Source organism: Shimazuella sp. NTD248 (genome assembly GCF_059510395.1).
The window spans coordinates 62,696-84,148 of sequence record NZ_JCAJZT010000008.1 but is presented as its reverse complement, the minus strand read 5'-3'; the positions used below and the strand labels follow the sequence as shown (position 1 = coordinate 84,148).

At 38.5% G+C, this 21,453-nt stretch carries 19 protein-coding genes and 1 riboswitch; of the genes, 16 read left to right on the top strand and 3 right to left on the bottom strand.

The window, feature by feature from the left end:
* Nucleotides 1–45 precede the first annotated feature (45 nt).
* A complete protein-coding gene (locus AC5WOE_RS16630) occupies nucleotides 46–693 on the bottom strand; it encodes a DUF2238 domain-containing protein (protein ID WP_496053085.1) in 648 nt (215 codons plus the stop codon).
* A 151-nt stretch (nucleotides 694–844) separates the two neighbouring features.
* Between AC5WOE_RS16630 and AC5WOE_RS16625 the strand changes: the two genes are divergently transcribed.
* The 6 genes from AC5WOE_RS16625 (at nucleotide 845) to AC5WOE_RS16600 (ending at nucleotide 8,216) form a co-directional block, all read left to right on the top strand.
* Nucleotides 845–3,250, top strand: coding sequence for an AAA family ATPase (locus tag AC5WOE_RS16625; protein ID WP_496053084.1), 2,406 nt, complete (start codon nucleotides 845–847; stop codon nucleotides 3,248–3,250).
* Nucleotides 3,251–3,370: 120 nt separating this feature from the next.
* The gene (locus AC5WOE_RS16620; RefSeq protein WP_496050985.1) at nucleotides 3,371–4,261 is read left to right on the top strand and encodes a hypothetical protein; all 891 of its coding nucleotides are present in this window, start codon (nucleotides 3,371–3,373) and stop codon (nucleotides 4,259–4,261) included.
* 164 nt (nucleotides 4,262–4,425) lie between these two features.
* The gene (locus tag AC5WOE_RS16615) at nucleotides 4,426–4,596 is read left to right on the top strand and encodes a hypothetical protein (RefSeq protein ID WP_496050986.1); all 171 of its coding nucleotides are present in this window, start codon (nucleotides 4,426–4,428) and stop codon (nucleotides 4,594–4,596) included.
* Between the two features lie 15 nt (nucleotides 4,597–4,611).
* The gene (locus AC5WOE_RS16610) at nucleotides 4,612–5,502 is read left to right on the top strand and encodes an SDH family Clp fold serine proteinase (RefSeq protein ID WP_496050987.1); all 891 of its coding nucleotides are present in this window, start codon (nucleotides 4,612–4,614) and stop codon (nucleotides 5,500–5,502) included.
* Between the two features lie 222 nt (nucleotides 5,503–5,724).
* Nucleotides 5,725–6,933, top strand: coding sequence for an ATP-grasp domain-containing protein (locus AC5WOE_RS16605; RefSeq protein ID WP_496050988.1), 1,209 nt, complete (start codon nucleotides 5,725–5,727; stop codon nucleotides 6,931–6,933).
* A gap of 71 nt (nucleotides 6,934–7,004) precedes the next feature.
* The gene (locus AC5WOE_RS16600; protein ID WP_496053083.1) at nucleotides 7,005–8,216 is read left to right on the top strand and encodes an ATP-grasp domain-containing protein; all 1,212 of its coding nucleotides are present in this window, start codon (nucleotides 7,005–7,007) and stop codon (nucleotides 8,214–8,216) included.
* A gap of 511 nt (nucleotides 8,217–8,727) precedes the next feature.
* Here AC5WOE_RS16600 and AC5WOE_RS16595 read toward each other — a convergent pair.
* Both AC5WOE_RS16595 and AC5WOE_RS16590 read right to left on the bottom strand, forming a co-directional pair.
* Nucleotides 8,728–9,744 (bottom strand): NADP-dependent oxidoreductase, encoded by a 1,017-nt coding sequence (locus tag AC5WOE_RS16595; protein ID WP_496050990.1) that lies wholly within the window; start codon nucleotides 9,742–9,744, stop codon nucleotides 8,728–8,730.
* A gap of 295 nt (nucleotides 9,745–10,039) precedes the next feature.
* Nucleotides 10,040–10,873: an alpha/beta hydrolase gene (locus AC5WOE_RS16590; protein ID WP_496053082.1), complete on the bottom strand. Its 834-nt coding sequence runs from the start codon at nucleotides 10,871–10,873 to the stop codon at nucleotides 10,040–10,042.
* Nucleotides 10,874–11,296: 423 nt separating this feature from the next.
* Between AC5WOE_RS16590 and AC5WOE_RS16585 the strand changes: the two genes are divergently transcribed.
* The 10 genes from AC5WOE_RS16585 to AC5WOE_RS16540 all read left to right on the top strand — a co-directional run bounded on the left by AC5WOE_RS16585 (nucleotide 11,297) and on the right by AC5WOE_RS16540 (nucleotide 21,395).
* Nucleotides 11,297–12,037, top strand: a complete 741-nt coding sequence (locus tag AC5WOE_RS16585; protein ID WP_496050992.1) for an SDR family NAD(P)-dependent oxidoreductase — start codon at nucleotides 11,297–11,299, stop codon at nucleotides 12,035–12,037.
* Nucleotides 12,038–12,168: 131 nt separating this feature from the next.
* A riboswitch (SAM riboswitch) is annotated at nucleotides 12,169–12,273 on the top strand.
* A gap of 132 nt (nucleotides 12,274–12,405) precedes the next feature.
* Nucleotides 12,406–13,425, top strand: coding sequence for a methionine ABC transporter ATP-binding protein (locus tag AC5WOE_RS16580; protein ID WP_496053081.1), 1,020 nt, complete (start codon nucleotides 12,406–12,408; stop codon nucleotides 13,423–13,425).
* Nucleotides 13,426–13,477: 52 nt separating this feature from the next.
* On the top strand, nucleotides 13,478–14,164 hold the full coding sequence (locus AC5WOE_RS16575) for a MetQ/NlpA family ABC transporter substrate-binding protein (protein ID WP_496053131.1): 687 nt from the start codon (nucleotides 13,478–13,480) through the stop codon (nucleotides 14,162–14,164).
* A gap of 18 nt (nucleotides 14,165–14,182) precedes the next feature.
* Entirely contained in the window at nucleotides 14,183–15,379 is a 1,197-nt protein-coding gene (locus AC5WOE_RS16570) for a M20 family metallopeptidase (protein WP_496053080.1), read from the top strand.
* A gap of 122 nt (nucleotides 15,380–15,501) precedes the next feature.
* Nucleotides 15,502–15,960 carry a hypothetical protein gene (locus AC5WOE_RS16565; protein ID WP_496053079.1) on the top strand — a complete coding sequence of 153 codons (459 nt, stop codon included), beginning with the start codon at nucleotides 15,502–15,504 and terminating at the stop codon, nucleotides 15,958–15,960.
* 4 nt (nucleotides 15,961–15,964) lie between these two features.
* Nucleotides 15,965–17,542, top strand: coding sequence for a hypothetical protein (locus AC5WOE_RS16560; protein WP_496050995.1), 1,578 nt, complete (start codon nucleotides 15,965–15,967; stop codon nucleotides 17,540–17,542).
* A gap of 14 nt (nucleotides 17,543–17,556) precedes the next feature.
* A complete protein-coding gene (locus tag AC5WOE_RS16555; RefSeq protein WP_496050996.1) occupies nucleotides 17,557–17,745 on the top strand; it encodes a hypothetical protein in 189 nt (62 codons plus the stop codon).
* Nucleotides 17,742–18,260 (top strand): hypothetical protein, encoded by a 519-nt coding sequence (locus AC5WOE_RS16550; RefSeq protein WP_496050997.1) that lies wholly within the window; start codon nucleotides 17,742–17,744, stop codon nucleotides 18,258–18,260. Before AC5WOE_RS16555 ends, AC5WOE_RS16550 begins: the two co-directional genes overlap by 4 nt.
* A complete protein-coding gene (locus AC5WOE_RS16545) occupies nucleotides 18,257–19,807 on the top strand; it encodes an AAA family ATPase (protein ID WP_496050998.1) in 1,551 nt (516 codons plus the stop codon). Before AC5WOE_RS16550 ends, AC5WOE_RS16545 begins: the two co-directional genes overlap by 4 nt.
* A gap of 136 nt (nucleotides 19,808–19,943) precedes the next feature.
* A complete protein-coding gene (locus AC5WOE_RS16540) occupies nucleotides 19,944–21,395 on the top strand; it encodes an amino acid permease (protein ID WP_496053078.1) in 1,452 nt (483 codons plus the stop codon).
* Nucleotides 21,396–21,453 lie beyond the last annotated feature (58 nt).

The window sequence follows — 21,453 nt, the reverse complement described above, 5'->3', positions numbered from 1 at the left end:
TATAAAAACTAAAAAAGCTGTATGAAAAAATACAGCTTTTTGATGTTAATTTGGTTGAAGGCGTGGTCTATGTTTTATCCACTGCTTTTTCTTCTTCATATAAATCATTTGTTTGTTTTGAAGTTTTCCTAAACTAAGGATGATTATCGAACCTATTAATGCGCAAATCATATCCCAGTGTGAATCAAAAATATCACCTTGATAGCCTAAAAAGTTTTGAATATTACCATCGAAGAAATATGCAACACTGAATTCAAATATCTCAAAAAAAGCACTGATGGATAAGCTTAACATGCCTATAATCAGAAATTGCCATTTTTTTTGTTTTAATAGTTTCGTACGGGCGAAGTATTCACGGAATAAAACGGTAGAAATCATGCCTTGAAATATATGCCCAAATCGATCAAAATCATTTCGCTTAAGGTGAAGAGCTTTTTTTAATGAGTTAAATAAGGGTACCCCTCCATAGGTATAGTGACCACCTATTAGCATGATGAGAGTTCCGAAAAAAATAATCCAATAGGACAATGGAGTCAAAGGGAATCGTTTATATGTAAAGATCAGTACTAAGATTAATGCAATTGCTGGTGTTACCTCGAAAAACCATATACTTCGTTTAATAGGGTGGATACCCGACCATATGAGGACAATGGTAAATAAAATGAGTTGTAAGACCAAAATGGATTTTTTCACCGTTCCACCCCTTTTTTATGTTTCTATTATTGTCTCGAATAGTTGGAATACCTATGCGTAGTTGGTTCTATTTACCTTTTCCCAATCTTGCGTCTCATTTGATCAAAAGGTAAGATTAATAAGAATGTTTTAGTTTTTAGGAGGTGTTTATTTGTCTCAAACCCCTATACAGAAAGGAAAGGCTGAACTAACTGAATTATTGTATACACGTGTACGTTCAGATGGATATCGAAGAATTTCCCCCGCTGAAATGAACATCTGGAGGAAAAAATCGGAATATAAAACAAATCAGTATCTAGCTTCCTATCCATTTCTGCGTATGTTTCGTTATATATTAATTGGCTTTTTCAGTATTCCTTGGGTATTCAAATTTGCTATACTTTTTGCGTATCTCTTTGTTTCCTGGAAATTTATACCTTACTTTTTTGTTCTATTGCTGGTTACCCCTATTTGGTTAGCTGTTTTAGGTTATTTTATAGAACGATCTTCTTGGTTAATGGAGAAAATGGGCAAGGGCAGTGAGTTAGATCGATTTCGAAATAATTTGGTCCATTATACGAATTTGATCATAGATCTGGTTAATTTGGATCAAGATCTATATTCCTATCGTGTTGCATCTTGTGGAAAAGATTATCCAGACTGGTTTGATTTTTATTTGGAAAAACAACAAGCCAATAGTGCACTTACTCCTTTTCAAGAACAAAAATATTTGGAAGTCTATTTGAATCAACGCATTTATCACTATGCAGTACAACAAAAAGACGTTTATTTTCGTATCAATATAATGGCTCAAACTCAAATATCGGAAGAAGAAAGACGAAAACAATTAGATAAAATGATGCAACAAGCATCTATATCCATTCCCAATCATCAGGGTTGGAAATATGATTTTTCATCGGAGACAGCAGCATCTATATTTGAGTTAAAGAAAGAGGATCGAGCTCAATTACTAAAAGAAGCCATGCGAGAATTAGATGGTATGATTGGACTAGCTCCAGTGAAAGAATTTGTTCATGAGATGAAAGACATGGTAGCTATCCAAATTGAACGTGCCAAAATAGGACAAAATGTCCAAAATCAAAGTTTGCACATGATTTACACAGGGAATCCAGGAACTGGGAAAACCACGGTAGCGCGTATAGTAGCAAAAATATTCCAAGCACTTGGTGTCGTTTCCAAAGGACATTTAGTTGAAGTGACAAGAGAAGATCTTGTCGGAGAATATATTGGACATACAGCACCAAAAACGAGAAAAGTTATAGAAAAAGCGATTGGTGGAATTTTATTTATAGATGAAGCCTATGCTCTTTCACGAGGTGGAGATAATGACTTCGGTAAAGAAGCGATTGATTCTCTTGTGAAAGGTATGGAGGAAAATAGAGAAGATCTGGTTGTTATTCTAGCTGGTTACACCAAGGAAATGATGGAGTTTATGAAGGTCAATAGTGGATTAAAATCCAGATTTCCTAGTCAGATTAAATTTCCAGATTATACAGCAGAAGAATTGTTATCGATTGCAAAAAAATCTTTGGCAAAAGAACAGTTCCAACTTGATCCACAAGTGGAAAAAACATTGCTTTCCGTATTAGAACGTCGGCAAATAGCTGGCAGAAATGATGATGGAAATGGCCGTTTGGTTCGAAATGTCATCCAAGAAGCTATACGTAAACAATCGAAGAGATTGAAGCAAGATGGTTATCGTTCTTCAGAGGAATTAAAGATTTTACGACCTGAAGATTTTGGAGTTAATCAAACAGATGAAGTTTTTGACTTAGAAGCCGAATTTGCCAAAATAATAGGCAATGAAAAAGTAAAAGAACATATTCGAAGTCTTGTTGCTCAAGTGAAAATTCAAAAGTTGCGAAGAGATCGAGGATTTTCAAAAGGAACGGGGCAATCTCTTCATATGATTTTTAAAGGCAATCCGGGTACAGGAAAGACTACCTTTGCGCGAATTATCGGAAAAGCATTGAAAGAATTAGGAGTTTTAAAATCAGGTCAATTGATAGAGACAGACAGAAGTGGATTAGTTGCAACATATATAGGACAAACCGCACAAAAAGTAAATGAGGTCGTTCAAGAAGCATTGGGTGGAATTTTATTTATTGATGAAGCTTATGCGCTTGCTTCGAAAACCGAAGGTGATTTTGGGAAAGAGGCGATTGATACGTTAGTTAAGGCGATCGAGGACCATCGAGAAAATTTGTTGGTGATACTCGCTGGGTATGATCATGATATGGATGTTTTCTTGCAAACCAATGCGGGTCTTACTTCGCGTTTTCCTAATGTATTTCAGTTTTCAGATTATACAGTTGATCAATTATATTTGATTTTGTTAAAAATAGCTGAAGAGGAACAATACCAGATTGTACCAGAATGTAAAAATGTCGTTCATTCTGTGTTGCGATCGCATATACAAAGTGGTAAATCAAGCAATGGTAGGTTTGTTCGGAATTTATTTGAGCATGCTGTACGGAAACAATCTGTACGTCTTGGCAATAAAGGCAATATTGACAAAGAAGACTTAGCAAAATTATTACCTGAAGATTTTATTTGATAAGGAATCCACATGTGATTCCTTATTTTTTATGACGTAAAAATGAACGGGGAAGCCAATTTTGCCAAAATACGATATAGTTGGATTAATGGGATTTTTTCTAAACAGGAGGTATTTCGATTGCGAAAGATTGTTACTTATACATTTATCGTTTTTCTTCTTATCTCAATTATGCCTAGACCTTTAACGTTTGCAGCAGAACCACAGATGGAGTCAATGCAAAAAAAAATAGATGAATTAGAGTTAGAATTAAATAAATCCAATTTGTTAGATGAAAAATTGAATCTAATAGAAAAGAATAATGATGATTTTAAAGATAATATGGAAAAGAATCAAGAAAATTTAATTAGTACATTCAATATTTTTATTGCAGTAGCCGCGTTTTTATTTGGAGTCATGGCCGTTGTCTTGTCTATTACGATTGGTCAAAGCAGGAAAGAATTTAAAGAAAATATCAATGACTCGATGGATATTATGAAATCTGAAGTGGAACGCCAGTTTGATCAAGAGTTAAAAGAAAGCTTAAATCGGAACAAACAACATTTTCAAGAAAGCATTGAAGAGGAAAAGAAGACGATCCAATATATGATTGAACGTGAACTCGCTTATAAAAAAGTAAGGGTATTGATCACAGGCTCAAAAGAGGAGATACATCTTATGAAGACAAGAGAACTCAAACCAATTGAGCGCAGAGGAATAACAGATATAACACTTATGCCTTTTGATGAACAATTATTTAAAGAAAAACTGCTCGATAACGATTTTGATATTGTTGTATACCGCTATAAGACAGCATGGGGGAATAACCAAGATGCCAGAGTGAGAGTTGTTGTTGATGAGCTTACAAAGGCTGGTTCTGATATTCCTTTAATCGTATATAACTATGAAAACGGACGCGTGGAAGGAGAAGATAAACGCAAATTAGAGGAGTACTTATGGACTCGTTATGCCAATGTGCCTGCAACACTAGGGGATAGTTTGATTACTGTAGCTTATACGTTTTCTAAGTAATAAGTGTACTGATTTCCCGCTGAAATGTTTTTCCAATTATGTACATGCTTGTCCAAACCATGTTAAAATAAAGTTGCTTAGTGTTTTGATCACCATAAACCGTTCATCATATTCAATAGGTTGCATATACTAAGTTTGATGAAATATCAAAGGGGGTTTTTTGGTTGTTCCAATCACTTCTAAGAGCAAAACAACAATTTGTCGAAGAGACGAATACTGATAAAAACTTTGAAATGTTTGTTAAGTCATTCCAAGAGTTTGAGAAAAACATGGTAGCAATAGAAGAGAAACCAGAACGAAAAAAACTTTATGGGAGACCCTATCGGTCTAGCTAAGAAAGGGGGGTAGGCGTGGATTTTTTATCTCCCAGTATGTCACAACTACCGCCAAATCAACCACTATACCAAGCTGTTCACCGTGATCGATACACTAGGCAGTCTTTAATGAAAGAGATTGAGAAGGCGACTGGCCGTCGTTTGATTGTATATATTGCCAATTTCAACCATCCGGAAAGTGCGATTACTCGTGAGGATATTGCTCCATTTAGTGAGATGGTAACAAGTCTTGATAAAGATAGTGAAGTTGATCTTATGATTCAAAGTCCTGGTGGCGATCCAAATGCAGCTGAAATCATTGTACACACCCTGCTTGCTAAAACAAAACATTTACGCGTTGTGGTGCCCCAAGCAGCAAAAAGTGCTGCAACGTTAGTCAGTTTAGCTGCAGATGAGATCCTGATGAGCAATACATCTGAGCTTGGACCTATCGATCCGCAAGTTACAATCCCCACCGCTTTTGGGCTTGCATTCCGACCCGCCCAAGCTTTTTTAAATGGGTTGGAAATGATTAAAAGAGAACATGCAGGTGGACAAGCGCTGAATCCTGCATACTATCCATTCTTAAAAGGGGTAGATGCTGCATTAATCGATTATTGCTTAAAATCGATTGAACATTCCAAACGTTTAGCCGTCAAATGGTTGTCTCGATCCATGTTTAAGGGACAGCTAGAGGAAGCCAAACGTATTGCTGAAGAGCTGATAAACATCGAAAAGTATCCCAATCATGGTCAAGTTATTAATTACCAAGATGCTAGAAAAATCGGGTTAAATGTCGTTTATAAGGCAGATCATGACCCACTATGGAGAGCAATGTGGCAACTTTATATTAATTACATCATTATGATGAGAGAGAAAGAAAGCATAAAGATTTATGAAAGCACTTACTCTTCCATCATGGTTTAATTGTCAAGTAGAAATGATCGAATACCTTCAATGCTGAAGAGTAATCGGTCATTTCTATTATTTTTTAAGAAAACTTTTTTTATTTGTAGTTGATCGACGATTTGGTGAAATGGTATAATTTTAAGCAGGCCAGCAAAGACATTTGTAATTTTACACAGATATTACAGAAAGGAGTGCGTTTCTTCTTATAAAATAATTGCTCCATACAGTGGGGAGGTTTTTATGAGCATTTTAATAATTAACCGTTTTGCTCATGACCGTTGTCAGTATGAACAATGGCTAAAAGGTCTGGATGAAGAATTGCTTCTTCTAACATCAGAGGAAGTAATGGATAGTTTCCCAGCGAAAGCCTATGCTTATATCGAATCCTTTCCTCAGTTTGACATCAATGGTAAAGTGGAGCTCCGTGCAATTGAATTATTTGCACGATATCAATTTCATACCATTATCGCCATTTCTGAAAGAGATGTGCTTCGTGCGAGTTACTTGCGTCAATATTTTGGGCTGCAAGGACAGTTGCCTGAAAGTGCCATCCATTTTCGGGATAAAGTAATGATGAAACAAATTGCACAAGCGCATCAACTTGCTGTTCCGCAATTTGAATCCTTATCTACCAATTTGGATTTAATAACGTTTGTGGAGAGGTATGGTTACCCTGTTGTGATCAAACCAGTTGATGGTGCTGGATCACAGAATATTCAAGTAATTGATGATCCGCTGGCTCTAGAATTGGTTTTAGAAAGTGGCATATGCCACTCCACAGAAGTGGAAACGTTTATTGCTGGAAATATGTATCACGTGGATGGTCTCGTTACCGAAGGAGAGGTTGCATTTATTTCTGTCTCCAAATATGCGAGCGGATGTCTTGCATATCAATCAGGTGGGTATAATGCTAGTTATTTAATCAGTCGTGACAATCCGATGTTTGAAAGACTTGTAACTTTTACAACTCGTTTGTTACAAGCACTAGATACTCCGCAACATACTGCATTTCATGCAGAATTATTTCATACTCCAAATGATGAAATTTTTTTGTGTGAGATCGCTAGTCGAACAGGCGGAGGACGTCTCGATGCTTATTTGGAACAAGCATATGGCATTCACTTGACTCGAGCTTGGGTACAAGCTCAGTGTGGAATAGATTTATTTGAACAAGTATCAAGTGTAATGCGAATGGATCAAAGGGTTCTAACGGGTGATGTTCTTATCCCTCCAAAAAAAGGAGAATTTATTTCTGGTCCATCAGAAAGCCCCCCTTCTTGGGTAACGGAATATCGTATGCTAGCAACACCAGGACAACGTTATGATCATCCCAAATTAAGTATTGACCATATCGCATCTTTTGTAGTACAAGGCGAAACAGAAGAAGAAATAGAGGATCGACTAACTTATATAGCCAATTGGTTTGAACAGTCTTCATATTGGAAATAAGGTCTATCTTAAGAGGGAGCACATGGCAAGGGTAAAAACAAAAATTTTAATATTCAGAAAAGAGTGATGGCATGAGTATTTTAATTTTAAATCGTGTTTCGCGTGATCTTGCACCATATGAAGAATGGTTAAATCACTTAAACGAAGATTTAATTTTATTGACATCCGACGAATATGCAGAAGACTTTAATCCAGAAAATTATTCCTATTTCGAGTCTTTTTCGAACTATAATTACAATGCAAATGTGGAACAAAGAGCAATTGATTTGTTTGATCGGTATAAATATCGTGCTATTATTGGCTTATCCGAACGAGATGTTCTTCGTGCTGCTTATTTACGTGGCCGATTTGGCTTGGAAGGTCAGACATGGGACAGTGCATGGAATTTTCGCAGTAAAATCAAAATGAAAGAATTGGCGAATGGACATGGTTTACCATGCCCGGCTTACCGTGAGATTCATAATAGTTTTGATCTGATTGAGTTTGTGGAAGAGCATAATCTTCCGGTTGTGATCAAGCCAATTGACAGTGCCGGTTCCGTAGGTACTATGGTTATTGAGACACAAGAGCAACTGGAAACTATTTTGTATGAAGGTGTCCCGCATAACTGGGAAGCAGAAAAGTTTGTAGAAGGTGATTTGTATCACGTAGATGGGTTTATTTATCATGGAGAATTGATCTTTACTTCTTGTAGCAAATACGTTGAATCATGTTTATCTTTTCACGAAGATGGTAAATTCACAGGTAGTTATATTTTAGATCAGACAACTGATTTGGCAAAAAGACTATCTGACCGAGTAACGAAACACCTACGTATTATGGCTCCTCCAGAGCATACACCATTTCACGCTGAATTTTTCCATACACCTGATGATCAAATTATTCTTTGTGAAATAGCGAGCAGAACAGGGGGAGGAAGGGTAAATATCCAGATCGATCAATCTTTTGGAATCAACCTGAATAAATCTTGGATTTATGCCCAGCTCGGATTACCTTTGGAATTGCCTACAGGTGGAAGAAAACAAGTAAAACCACATATTTTAACCGGTTCCGCACTACTGCCCCCAAGAAAAGGAATTTTCAACGGTTTCCGTGCAGAAGTATGGCCAGATTATGTAACCGAATATCGTTTACTTGCCAAACCAGGTGAGAAATTCAATGGTCCAAAATCAAGTGTGGATCATATGGCATCCTTGGTTATTGTTGCCAGCACAGAACAAGAGATGGAAGAGCGACTCCAAGAGTGTAACCGGCTGTTTCGAGAGCATAGTGTATGGTCGTAATTTCCTAACTTAAAAGACTGACAAGCACCACGAGAGTAGGTTTCTTTATGAACCATCTCTCGTGGTGCTTGTATTTCTAAAAGGAGTGATACTTTGTAGTGAATCTATCAAGCTAAACATGGGGTGAAAATTAACTGGTAAGTTCTTTCGTGATCGCGAGCAAAATCAGTTGGTGATAATAAGGTTATGTTAATTTTGACAACTCCGCACGGCTAAAGCCGTTGGATTCTTGGGACGATAGCTTATGACTATTTCATTACCAAGCTAACCCCGTGTGCCCCACGGTTTACAAATGTTTATTTCTTTTTTGCCGCTAACAACTTGGTTTTCGTCTGCTGCGACTATACATATATCACCATGAGAATGTTTGTTTGTAAAGTTGCTTTTATCAAAGGTTGGACTGGTGAAGGAAGATTCCTTCACCAGTCCAACGCTCGCTTCCAGCCCACGATTGAAACCGTGGGCTTTCTCGCTCACAATGTTATAATGCGATGTCTTGATGAAAAGGGAACTATAATTCCGTTAGTTGAACCAAAGATTTACCTATTTTTTGACCAGTGAAAAGTCTTTTATATGCTTCTAAGGTGTTTTCCAGTCCCTGTGTGACATCAAATTCCATTTTCAGTTTTCCTGCTTCATACCAAGGGCGCATAATTCGGTTCACATCAGGTCCGCGATGATAAAAATCTGGGGAGAAAAATCCGGTGAATTGCAAGCGTTTCATTAAAACTTGATCAAATTTATACGGGCCTGGGATTGGGCTTTCTTGGTCATAATTCATCAGTAAGCCGCATATTGCTACTTGTCCAAACAGAGCCATATTTTCTAAAGCTGCATCCAAAATAGTTCCGCCCACATTATCATAATATACATTGATTCCCTCTGGACACAATTCACGTAAGCGTGTTGCGACATCTTCCTTGCGATGGTCAATAGTCGCTGTAAAACCTAGTTTCTCTGTCAACCAAGCCCCTTTTTCCGCTGAACCTGTAATCCCAATTACTTTGCAGCCAAGCTGTGCAGCTACTTGTCCAGCTAAAGCGCCGGTTACACCTGATGCGGCAGAGACGACAAAAGTATCCCCCGGTTTTGTTTTTCCATACTCCACTACTCCCAAATAGGCAGTCCAACCATTCGGACCAAAAACAGCTAGATGTTGACGCAGGTCATCAAGTTGCCAACTGACTCGTTCTACATAGGTGTCATCTGGTCTGGAGATCGAATAATCAGACCATTGTCCATAAGCACGAGCTAAATCCCCAGCACGAAAATCAGGGTGCCGAGATTCGACAACTGTTCCTAGTACCATTCCTATTACCGGAGAATTCAGCGGAGTTGGAGGGGAGTAAGAATCTTCTCTAGCGGTCATCCACATTCTAGTGCCAGCATCAAGGGAAAAATATGCGTTACGAATTAATACATCGCCGTCAACAAGTGGAGGGATTTCTTCTTCAACGAGTTCTAATGCAGAAGCATAATCATTACCGACAGGTCGCTTGGTCAATACCCAGTACCGATTTTTTTCCACTATATCGCCTCATTTTGCTTGTGATTTTGTTTGGGCTGTTCTACAAAAGGCGTATTTTTTGTAATTCATTAAAAAAGATAAAGCTTCTATACGCGTATAATATACTTGTAGCAGAAGAATTAGATATTAGTCAAGTTGCATATGAGTATACAGAAAGTGGGACATGCCTTTGGAGAGGGGATGGAAGTAAAGCAGGAGGTAAGCATATGTGGTGACTTCGTGTAGTCTTGAAATTTTTTAAAAAGAGAATCAACACTTAGGGGGTGACGGCTGTCGCGTGACAGCCGTCTTTCTCCTAGTTTCCTTGGATTCGAGAGATGAACCCATCCATTACTTCACAAACGATCGGACAGGAAGTGCTGAGAAGACTGTTGTGTCCTCCCGGCACTTCCACTACTTCTACCTGCCTGATTCTTTTTTTGGCGAACCGAGTGGTCTGTGTGCTGTCAACCAGCTCGTCTTTTTCGGACACGACGACCAAAACAGGCAGTTGAAGGGTATTCTCTTTGAGTGTCTGATTGGTATATCTGATTGCTCGAATCAGTTCGATGGTGGAAATCAAGGTACGATCCACCTCTGAGCTCCAGTATTCTTCCAATACATATTTGGAATGAGGGAAGTGGATTGTCGGGAAGAATCGACTGGCTTGCTTAGCGATCTGGCGGTCGAGGGTGGAAGCTCGAATTACTTCCGTTGGAAGACGCAATTTCCATCGGAGCTTAAGAGGGGGACTGACGGCGATCACTCCGATAACCTCTAGCCCGTACTCTTGCATCAGACGATCTTTGAGTGTCGATAGCTGAAGAGCGATGAGCCCGCCCAAGGAGAATCCTAGCAAGTAGAGTTTCTTGATTCCCCGCGAACGGATTTCCAGCAATTGTGTCCAGATCGAACGCACCCAGTCTGTCCATTTGCTGTTATCGAAGTCAGGATAACTCGGCACCTCTACGGAATGACCCAGACTCGACAGCTTTGTGGAACTTGGTTGCATACAGCTGGGTTTCTCATACCATCCTGGGATGGCATAAACAGCGGTGTCACTGGTTACCGGAAGGAGAATTCCCGGAAGGAAGAATGGACCTTCGATTGCTTCTTTTAGATCGGTGCCAAGTAGTTCGTTAAATGGCATGGTGTCCTCTCTGTGATCTCTTTGGGAAACGTAGGGGAGTGATTTTCTCACTTCGTTTCTATCATTAACATATCTTGATGAGTAAACTTTCGTCAAGATATGTTCGTGTTTATTTTGGGAATTCTTCATCAATAGGTGGAAATACTTATATAAATTCGAATTATTATTTATAATTTTGTATTTTTATATATAAAGCAAAGATAAATAGAAAATAAATAAATAACGTTTCATTCTATTAACAAAGATCTTTGACAATTCATTATCATTTTTATAACACATGAAAGTAAAATAATATCTTTATATTATTACAAATATTATGTAGATACAAATTAAAAGATGTTATAATGTTCCATATATTCAATAGAAAGCGGTTCATCATGATAGAATCGCAAAACATCTGCGATTTCAAAGGGGATAGGTGCTATGGGGCGCTTAGCGGGTAAAGTTGCAATTATCACAGGTTCGGCAAGTGGACAAGGGAAAGCAGAAGCTATTCTTTTTGCCAAAGAAGGTGCAAAAGTGATTCTTGCAGATATCCAGAAACAAAAAGTATATAAAGTAGCAGAGGATATTCAAAAAAATGGCGGGGAAGCAATTGCTTTTTTTCATGATATTTCGATTGAAGAGCATTGGAGTAATTTGATAAGAGCAATTTGCAAGAAATATGGGAAAGTAGATGTTTTAATAAATAATGCTAGTACAACAGCGAGTCATGACGATTTGATTGAAGAATGGAGACGAGTATTAGATATAAATATGATTGGAACTTTTTTAGGAATGAAATATGTCGTTCCAGTTATGAAAGAAATAGGTGGTGGTTCGATCATAAATATTTCTTCAGTTGCAGGTTTAATAGCTGGTGGAGTCAATCCATACACTGCTTCAAAAGGGGCGATTCGAGCGATTAGCAGAAGTGCTGCTGTCGAATATGCCAAGTACAATATACGGGTAAATTCTGTTTATCCAGGAATGATACATACACCAATGACGGAAGATTTGCTTGCTAATGAAGGGATTCGAAAACATTTTGAATCCGTTACACCGCTCCCTTTTTTAGGTGAATCAAATGATGTGGCTTACGGAGTCTTATATTTAGCTTCAGATGAATCGAGATTTACTACAGGTACCGAATTAGTTATCGATGGAGGTTGGACATCTCATTAGAGATATCTATTTTCTTTTGGGTTAAGCGATTTAAGGAGAAAACAAGCATTATACCCTTTATTGATTAATATTTAAAATTCTATTGACTTACTATGTATTTAAATATAAAATGACCTCAATTAAATATTAACTTCTTATCTAGAGAGATGGAGGGACCGGCCCTTTGATATCTCAGCAACAGATCATTTACGATACTGTGCTAATTCCTGCAAGCAAGTTTGCTTGGCAGATAGGAAGAGTTATTTAAATGAGCGGATATTCCTTAGTTTAAAAGCCTCTTTCTATTGATGAATAGTAAGAGGCTTTTTTTGTTTTTCTACGATTTATCCATCTATTGGGATGTAATATTTTTACTAGGAGTATGGAATTTGATTGAATTGAGTAATATCAGCAAAATCTACCCTGGATCGCCACCAGTGGAAGCACTGAAAGAAGTGTCTCTACATATAGAAAAAGGAGAGATCTATGGGGTAGTGGGGGTGAGTGGAGCGGGGAAAAGTTCGTTAATTCGATCTGTCAATCTGTTAGAGGAACCAACCACAGGTGAAGTAATAGTAGATGGTGTCGCATTGGCTGCTCTGTCATCTGAAAAATTAAGGGAAGCTCGTCGAAAAATTGGTATGATCTTTCAGCAATTTAACCTGATAGAGTCCAAAACAGTTTTTCACAATGTCGCATTGCCTCTCTATTTAGTTGGAAAAAAGCGTAAAGAAGTAGAAGAAAAAGTAATGCAGCTTCTTACCTTTGTTGGTTTAGCAGATCAGGCTGAACATTACCCTGGGCAATTGTCAGGTGGACAAAAACAACGGGTAGGTATTGCTAGGGCTTTGGCTACTGATCCCCATATCTTGTTGTGTGATGAGGCAACTTCTGCTTTAGATCCTGATACAACGAGATCAGTACTCGATTTGCTTCGAAAGGTGAATACAGACTATGGGATCACCATTTTGTTGATTACTCATGAGATGGATGTGGTGAGAAATTTGTGTGACCGCGTAGCAGTGATTGATCAAGGGAGAATTGTGGAACAAGGAACGGTTTATGAAGTGTTTACCAATCCAAAGTCCGAAACAGCACAGCGATTTGTTCGTACTATTTTTGGACAGGAACTACCAGAAAGTGTACGCCAATCCTTGAAAAAACAGGATCAAATCTTACGAATTGTATTTACTGGTGAAAACGCAAAGAGACCACTTATTGCAGAAGCAATAAGGAAATTTCAAACCGATATCAATATTTTGCAGGGTAGTATTACAGAATTACAAGGGAAACCTTTTGGAGACTTATTAATAAGTATTCAAGGTGATTGGAAGGTAACAGAAGACATTATTCAATATTTACAACAGCATCAAGTACTAGTGAAAGAGGTGACATCAATTGGCGTTTGATTGGGCGGTTTTTTGGCCGCAGTTAGTAGATGGAACAATTGCAACGTTCATCATGGTTTTCGTATCGCTTGTTTTTTCCATATTGATTGGTTTTCCATTGGGAGTGGTGCTGGTTGTAACTCGGCCAGGACATATATTAGAAAACAGAACGCTTTTCACGATTCTCAACGCAATCATCAATATTTTTCGATCCGTTCCTTTTATTATTTTATTGGTTGCGATCATCCCTTTTACACGATTGGTAACAGGCTCATCAATCGGTACAGCAGCTGCTATTGTACCATTGATTTTTTATGCAGCGCCTTATTTCGGACGCTTAGTAGAAAATTCTTTATTAGAAGTAGATGCTGGAGTGATAGAAGCAGCAAAGGTGATGGGAGCTAATGGAAAAGGTCTGATGGAAGCAATAGCTTCTAATCCCAAGCATTTAAAAATTGTTACGGTTGCAGCACCACAGACCCCTCGCTCGATGGATGATGCAGCTGCTGCAGTTATTAACAATGGGATTGCTGTAAGTGCAGGTCTCAGCCCAGTAAAAGACCCAATATTTAAGGAAGACAAAACTGCAAAGCCATATATCAATATTATCGCTACACAAACCAAGAACAAAGATAATGCTAATTTGAAAAAACTAGTAAAAATCTATCAATCTTCTGAGGTAAGTGAATATATTAAGAAGGTCTATAATGGAGGAGTAATTCCAACGGTTGTTCCCATTTCTGAAATTGAAAATTTATAAAAAAGGGGCAGGATAAACTTGGCGCAAACTAAAATAGTAACCATTCGTGAGCAAATAACTCAATATATTGATGAAACACGTGATACATGGATTCAAGTAAGTCATGACATACATGAACGTCCTGAAATAGGGAATGAAGAGTATTTTGCAAGTGGTCTGCATACCAAATTGCTAAAAGAACACGGATTTGATGTGGAAGTGGATATCTCAGGTCACCCAACTGGGTTCATTGCAAGAAAGAAAAGCCAAAAACCTGGTCCTGTGATTGGTTTTCTAGCAGAGTATGATGCACTTCCAGGGTTAGGACATGCTTGTGGACATAATATTATTGGCACAGCAAGTGTATCAGCAGGGATTGCACTGAGTAAAGTTTTAGATGAAATTGGCGGAGAAGTAGTAGTATTTGGTACCCCAGCAGAAGAAGGAGGACCAAATGGGAGCGCAAAAGCTAGTTTTGTAAAAGATAATCGCTTTGCTGGAGTGGACGCCTGTGCCATGATTCATCCCAATTCGGAAACCGCCAGAACATCTCCATCTCTGGCATTAGATCCTTTGATTTTTTCTTTCTATGGTAAACCTGCACATGCAGCAGTTGCTCCTGAGAAAGGGATCAATGCATTGGACGCAGTTATTCAACTCTACAATGGTATAAATGCACTTAGACAACATGTTCCAGATGACGTTCGGATTCATGGAGTGATTACACACGGTGGAGATGCTCCCAATATTGTCCCCGAATACGCTGAAGCGAGATTTTTTATTCGGGCTGCAAAACGGACAATCCTCAATGGTGTGACAACAAAAGTAAAAGCAATCGCGGAAGGTGCAGCATTAGCTACTGGTGCTCGGGTAGAAATCAAACCATTGCAAAATGAGATTGACGATTTACTTCTCAACCCTGCATTTGATGAAGTATTAATAAAAGAGCTGGAAAATTTAGGGGAAAAGATAGTAGAACAAACAAAAGGTTTAGGTTCGACTGATGCTGGTAATGTTAGCCATGTTGTTCCTACCGTACATGCATATATCAAGATCGGCCCATCTGATCTAGTTGGTCATACGGATGAGTTTCGCCAGGCAGCTAAATCTCCGCTAGGGGATAAAGCATTGATTTGTTCGAGTAAGGCTTTAGCACTTACTGGAGTCCGTTTAATTACTGAGCCATCCCTGCTTACATCCATTCAAGAAGACTTTCGGAATCGAGTTTCAAACTAGCGAAAAGTGTAATAGATGTTCCAGAAAGAAAAGGTAGGCGACATGCCAAAACCTTTTCTTTTTTGTATACTCTATTTGCAATATAATGAAGGAAAGTTATTTTGGGAAAGGGGCGGATTATTTTGCGTCGACCTATTATTCCAGGATTAAAAGAAAGAGATCAGGAAACCAATTTGGTCACTCGCCCGATTACTTCAAAGTTGGAATTGGCAGAACGATTAAGGAGAAAGAGGACAAAAGAATATTTGGAATTATTAGCTGATTTAGATGTACACAGTGCAGTATCAATGGACGTAGATTCGGTTATCACTTCCATTGAGAAACAATTTATGGATGTACCAAAAAAAGAACAATTAATTGGGATATTAGCAAAGTGTTATTTAGATGATTGCTACGATGTGCATCTGATTGATCGAGATAAAACAATACTACAACACATAAAAAAAACGGATTCCCTGCCTAAAGAATTCTCTAAAGCAAGAAGGTTGGCACTTCATCCGAGTTATGCTTGTATCGAAGTATATCCGGATTGCCTACGAGCCATTGCTGTAAATGGTGAAGTATCTGTTGTAAAGGAGTGAAACTATGCCTGATATTGATTTGCAATTAGCTGAAATTCGATTGGTACGTGTGAAGCAAGAACTAGAACAAAAATACGGTCATTATGATCAACTCCGGCGTACCGCTACGGGAATCTTGCAAGCAATTGATTTATCGTTAGTCAGATCAAATATGATAAAAAGTGTGACAGAAGAGATGATGGTCGTTACCCCAAAATACTGGCTAGCACCTGCATTGGTAGCGTTAACGGGATGGGTAAGTGATCAAAGAGATCTGGCTCAAAGAGCTTTAGAGGAAGCTATGCGACGGGACCCCAAGAAGGCCAGTTTATTTTTTGCATTAGTCAGTAGACGATACAATCGACAAGAAGCATGTCGACAGTGGTTTGCGCAATATTTCCAAGAAGTAAACCCCATGAAGATGGATCGGGATATGGTGATGGTGATCGATGGAATAACAAATGGGATCTTACCTCTATCTATCTGTAATTCCTTTATGGATCAAAGTGAGCAGTGGATTGAGGAATTTACATCTAAAGTAGATTTACTGACAGAGGAGAGAGCCAAATGGCGTGATGCTCTATTCCAACGTGTAAACTATCCGTCAAAAGATGAGAATTACCCTTATTTAGCAGAAAATAGCACCAACTGGAAAGAAGTTGGATACTCGGCTCAGATTGTTCAATATCATGAAGAGATTGGTAATTATATGGAACAAGCACTGAATAGAGATCTTACACCCTCTTCACGAGTAGAAGAAGCAGTGGATGATTTACTAGAAAAACTAGTATTCCAATACGAGGAAGATGAGCTTCCGCTCCGGCGAGAAGAAAGATCCATGCAGATCATAATTGAAGCGGGTGGAGAAGATGATGAGATTGAACAAAAGGTAAAAGCAGAAGCAGAATTATTTGCTCCAACGCAAAATTACTTAGAGTTATTACGGAATATGGCTATGTATCCAGAGACACTAAAAGTTTCGGCTGCATCTCAGCGATATGCTTTAGCTGTTTTAAAAGATGTAGTGCTGGAAACGCACAATGATCTGGCCTTATCTATTCGAAATCAAATCCCTGTTGATATTCAGCTAATCAGTCCGAAAAAGGTAAGAGAGTTACACTTGATGGATGATTGGAAATTTTTTACCCAAGATGGCAACAATGAAAAATTATGCGAAGAATCGGTTCGAGAAGCCTTAAAGAAGTCCAGTAAAAGGAAAATAAAAGAGATGTGGAAAACGCGCTTTTCTAAAAGTTATTTAAAACATAAAAAGGCAAAACTCATTCTGACAGCAGTGTTATCTTTCGGAGTATTTTCCTATCTTTCTTTCCAGTACTCGCCCATTATTGGTCTGCTTCCGATCTTAGCAGGAGTTTTTTTCTATAAATGGCGAAAGGAAAAACCATTTCGTGACCAACTAAAAGAGATAGAACAATATGTACAGATGGAGATGCAAGCAACTTTAGCTGATGTAGTAGATTATCGAGCTGCATTTGAAGAAGCGGATCAGAAAGCAGAACGCTTGCCAGAGCTGTTAAAACCATTACATGTAAAAGAAGCATTGCAACGGAACTATGATAAAACGCGCGTTATTATGAGATGAGGAGGAGAAAGAAGATGGATGATAATCCGTTTAAAGATGAGGAGCCAATGAGTGTATTTAAAGATACGCCGGCTAAAGAAACAGCAAAACATACTAGTCCTGTAAAACAAGATAATCATCTAGAAGATGGGGAGTATAGCCAATTTCCAAAATGGGATCTATTACCTCCATCTAAATTGATCAAAAGAGGGAAAAAACAATGAGCGGATTCAAACCCCCAACTACGTATTCTGATTGGATCGCTAGTTTTCAAATTTTTCGTGAAGCAGACCATGACGAAGAATTACTAGAAACAGTAGCTATCGGACAAGTTCCTTGGACAAAAGGGGTTGCAGAGCGTTTTACCCAAAAGATGGGGGAAGCAGTCTCTTTTCGTCTGCAAAAAGCAGTAAATCAGTTTACAAAAGAATTAGGTCGTGTACATGGAAATGAAAATGCAATGGTACAAGCTATTCTCGCTTTTCGACGTCAAATTAATTACCTTGTACGCTTTGTGTCTGTTCCTGTATTTCCAGAAGAACTTAGGAGCAAAATGAATGAGGAATTGGAAAAGAATGTGAAAGAGATTCAGTCTTATCTTTTGGACGAAGCTAAGAAAGAATCTAGTGGAAGGCTGCTTCGGATTATTCAACACACTCCAATTTGGGTAAATCAACCACAGGAAAATCAATCCCCTATTCCAATGGGAAAAACGAAGAGGAGAATCATATTCGAATGAGCGACCTAAAAGGCTTTACAGATGTAGTAGAGAGATATTTAAAGGCACGTATACCGTTTATTTCCATTAGGAGTTCGGAACGGTCACGGGTATTGGAAGTAGTTCGCCATTTAGCTCAGAAGATAAATATACCTATGTATGTTCATACACTGTCACAAGGAATGAGAGATTTAGTGCAGCATCGGACAGTTAGTGAGGATAGATCGGTTTTAGGAGCGATTGATTTTATTAGTAGCCAATTTTCACAAAGACAAAATCTCACATATATCTTAACAGAAGTCTCTGATTTAGAAGATGATACACCAACAGCACGTTATTTTTATGATGTAGCAATGTTAGCAGCGGAAACGGGTGGTTCTGTAGTAGTCATCACCTCTAATCCAGTTTGGAACCCGCTGGCGCGACTTGGAATGTCTGTCACACTAGATGTTCCTACAGAAGATGAAATGCTGGAGATTATTCGAGAGCAGATCAATCCATACCGAGGGCAAATGCCAATTTCTTGGACAGAAAAAGAAGAGAAGGAAGCAGCTGCTATATTAGCTGGTATCAGTCAAATTGAAGCGGAGAATGTAATTGCTACTCTGTTAGCCAAAGGGAAAATTGAACAAGGAGATCTCGCCGAACTATCACAAGTAAAAGATAGCGTTTTCTCTGATATTTCCGGACTCGAACGAATTTATATACGCGATCAAGATTTAACTGTTGGAGGATTAGAAGGGCTTAGAAAATGGTTAGATCATGAAAGACCATTGCTTACTGCGGATTTACGAGAGAGGGGAATACGTCCACCAAGAGGAGTGTTGCTCGTTGGAGTACCAGGGTGTGGAAAATCCTTATCTGCAAAAGCGATAGCTGCTAGTTGGAACCTACCCCTTTATCGATTAGATTTAGCTACGATCTATGGGCAGTATGTAGGTCAATCAGAGAGTAGGTTAAAAGATGCATTGAGTACTGCAGATCATGTATCTCCTTGTGTATTATGGATCGATGAGATTGAAAAAGGCTTGGCAGGTACGCAAGGAGACTCTACTGGAGTTACCAATCGTATCGTAGGTCAGTTTTTATTTTGGTTGCAGGAAGCACGTTCACGTGTGTTTGTGGTAGCGACTGCAAATGATGTTTCTAAACTTCCCCCAGAACTTTTACGGCGAGGTCGCTTTGATGAGTTGTTTTTTGTTGATTTGCCAACACCAGAGGAACGAAAAGATATTATTAATATCTATATACATCGTGGTTTAAAACGAAATTTAGATGACAGATTATTAGATGAGCTAGTTCGTCTATCAGATGGATTTGCAGGTGCTGATATTGAGTCCGCTGTGCGTGATGTCGTTAAACAAGCATTTCTCAATGGAGATACTTCTATCACGGTCGATCTCTTTCGCCGAAGTTTTCAAAATGTGGTACCACTTTCTCAAACAAGCCCCGAGCAAATCAAAGCCATCCGAAAGTGGGGGAGAGAAAGAGCTGTGCCTGCTTCCGGAAAACCAATTGTCGATGACGATACAGATTTAAGTCAGATTAGAAGCATACTCTTCCCTTAAAGTTATATATAATTATTTAAAAATAATGTTGAAATTTTTATTTTTTAGCTTTATTCTAGATGAAGGTAAAATTATTTAAAAGAAGGCAAAATAGGGGGAAAAATACCGCTTCACAGCGGTATTTTTTCTTAAGAACATGGAGGTGTTTTGCTTGGAAGAAAATAATTTGCATCGCAAGTTGTCTTCTCGTCACATATCTATGTTGGCGATTGGTGGATCAATTGGTACAGGGCTATTTCTAGCTAGTGGTTCTGCTATACATCAAGCCGGTGCAGGCGGTGCAGTATTGGCTTATGCAGTCATTGGAATAATGGTATTTTTTCTGATGACAAGTTTAGGTGAAATGGCGAGCTATATGCCTGTAACTGGATCATTCAGTACATATTCATCTCGCTTCGTTGATCCAGCACTTGGCTTTGCTATGGGTTGGAATTACTGGTATAACTGGGCCATTACCATCGCAGTAGAATTATCAGCTGGGGCACTTTTAATGAAGTTTTGGTTTCCGAATACACCTTCTTATGTTTGGAGTTTATTATTTTTAATCGTATTTGTAATTTTTAATCTCATCTCTGTCCGTGGATTTGGAGAAGCAGAGTTTTGGTTTGCATTAATTAAAGTATTGGCTATTATTGTTTTTATTATTGTGGGTATCTTAATGATTTTTGGTGTGATAGGTGGGTCAGCGGTAGGTTTTTCTAACTTCCATGCTGGATCAGGTGCTTTTCATGGCGGTTATTTTACTTTGTTTCAGTTGCTAATTGTTGCTGGTTTCTCTTTTCAAGGAACAGAACTAGTGGGAGTGACAGCAGGTGAAAGCAAAGAGCCTGGGAAGTCTTTGCCAAAAGCAGTGAAGCAGATTTTTTGGCGTATATTGCTCTTTTATGTTCTAGCATTACTTGTAATCGGTTTCTTAATCCCCTCTAACGATCCTAGACTGTTGGGTGGAGATGGAACTCAAATTGCCCTCAGTCCATTTACGATCGTATTTTCAAAAGCGGGACTTGCTGGTGCAGCCTCCTTTATTAACTTTATTGTATTGACAGCAGTACTTTCTGCTGGTAACTCAGCCATCTATGCATGTACTCGTATGCTTTGGAATCTGGCGAAAGAAAAACAAGCACCGAAAAAATTAGGGAAGTTAAATCATAGAGGAGTTCCTGTGATTGCATTAATCATAACCGTATTAGTGGGAGGACTTACCTTTTTGTCATCTTTATATGGGGACGGGAAAGTTTATCTATGGTTACTCAATGCCTCTGGTCTGTCTGGTTTTATTGCATGGCTAGGAATCGCAATTAGTCACTACCGATTTCGAAAGGCATGGGTAGCTCAAGGGAAGGATCTAGCCTTACTCCCATACCGTGCACGATGGTTTCCGTTTGGACCCATTTTTGCTGGGGTATTTTGCTTTGTGATTATTATTGGTCAAAACATACAAGCATTTACTGGTCCTAGTATTGATTGGCAAGGTGTGCTTGTTTCTTATATCAGTATTCCGTTGTTCCTTATTTTATATGGTGTTTATAAGTGGAGAAAGAAAACAAAGTATATTCCTTTGCAGCATGTGAAATTGAATAATGATTAAGAAATAGAGGTTGTTGCATAAATAAGATGGAACTCAGGATAAAGTCGCTTGATGTGAG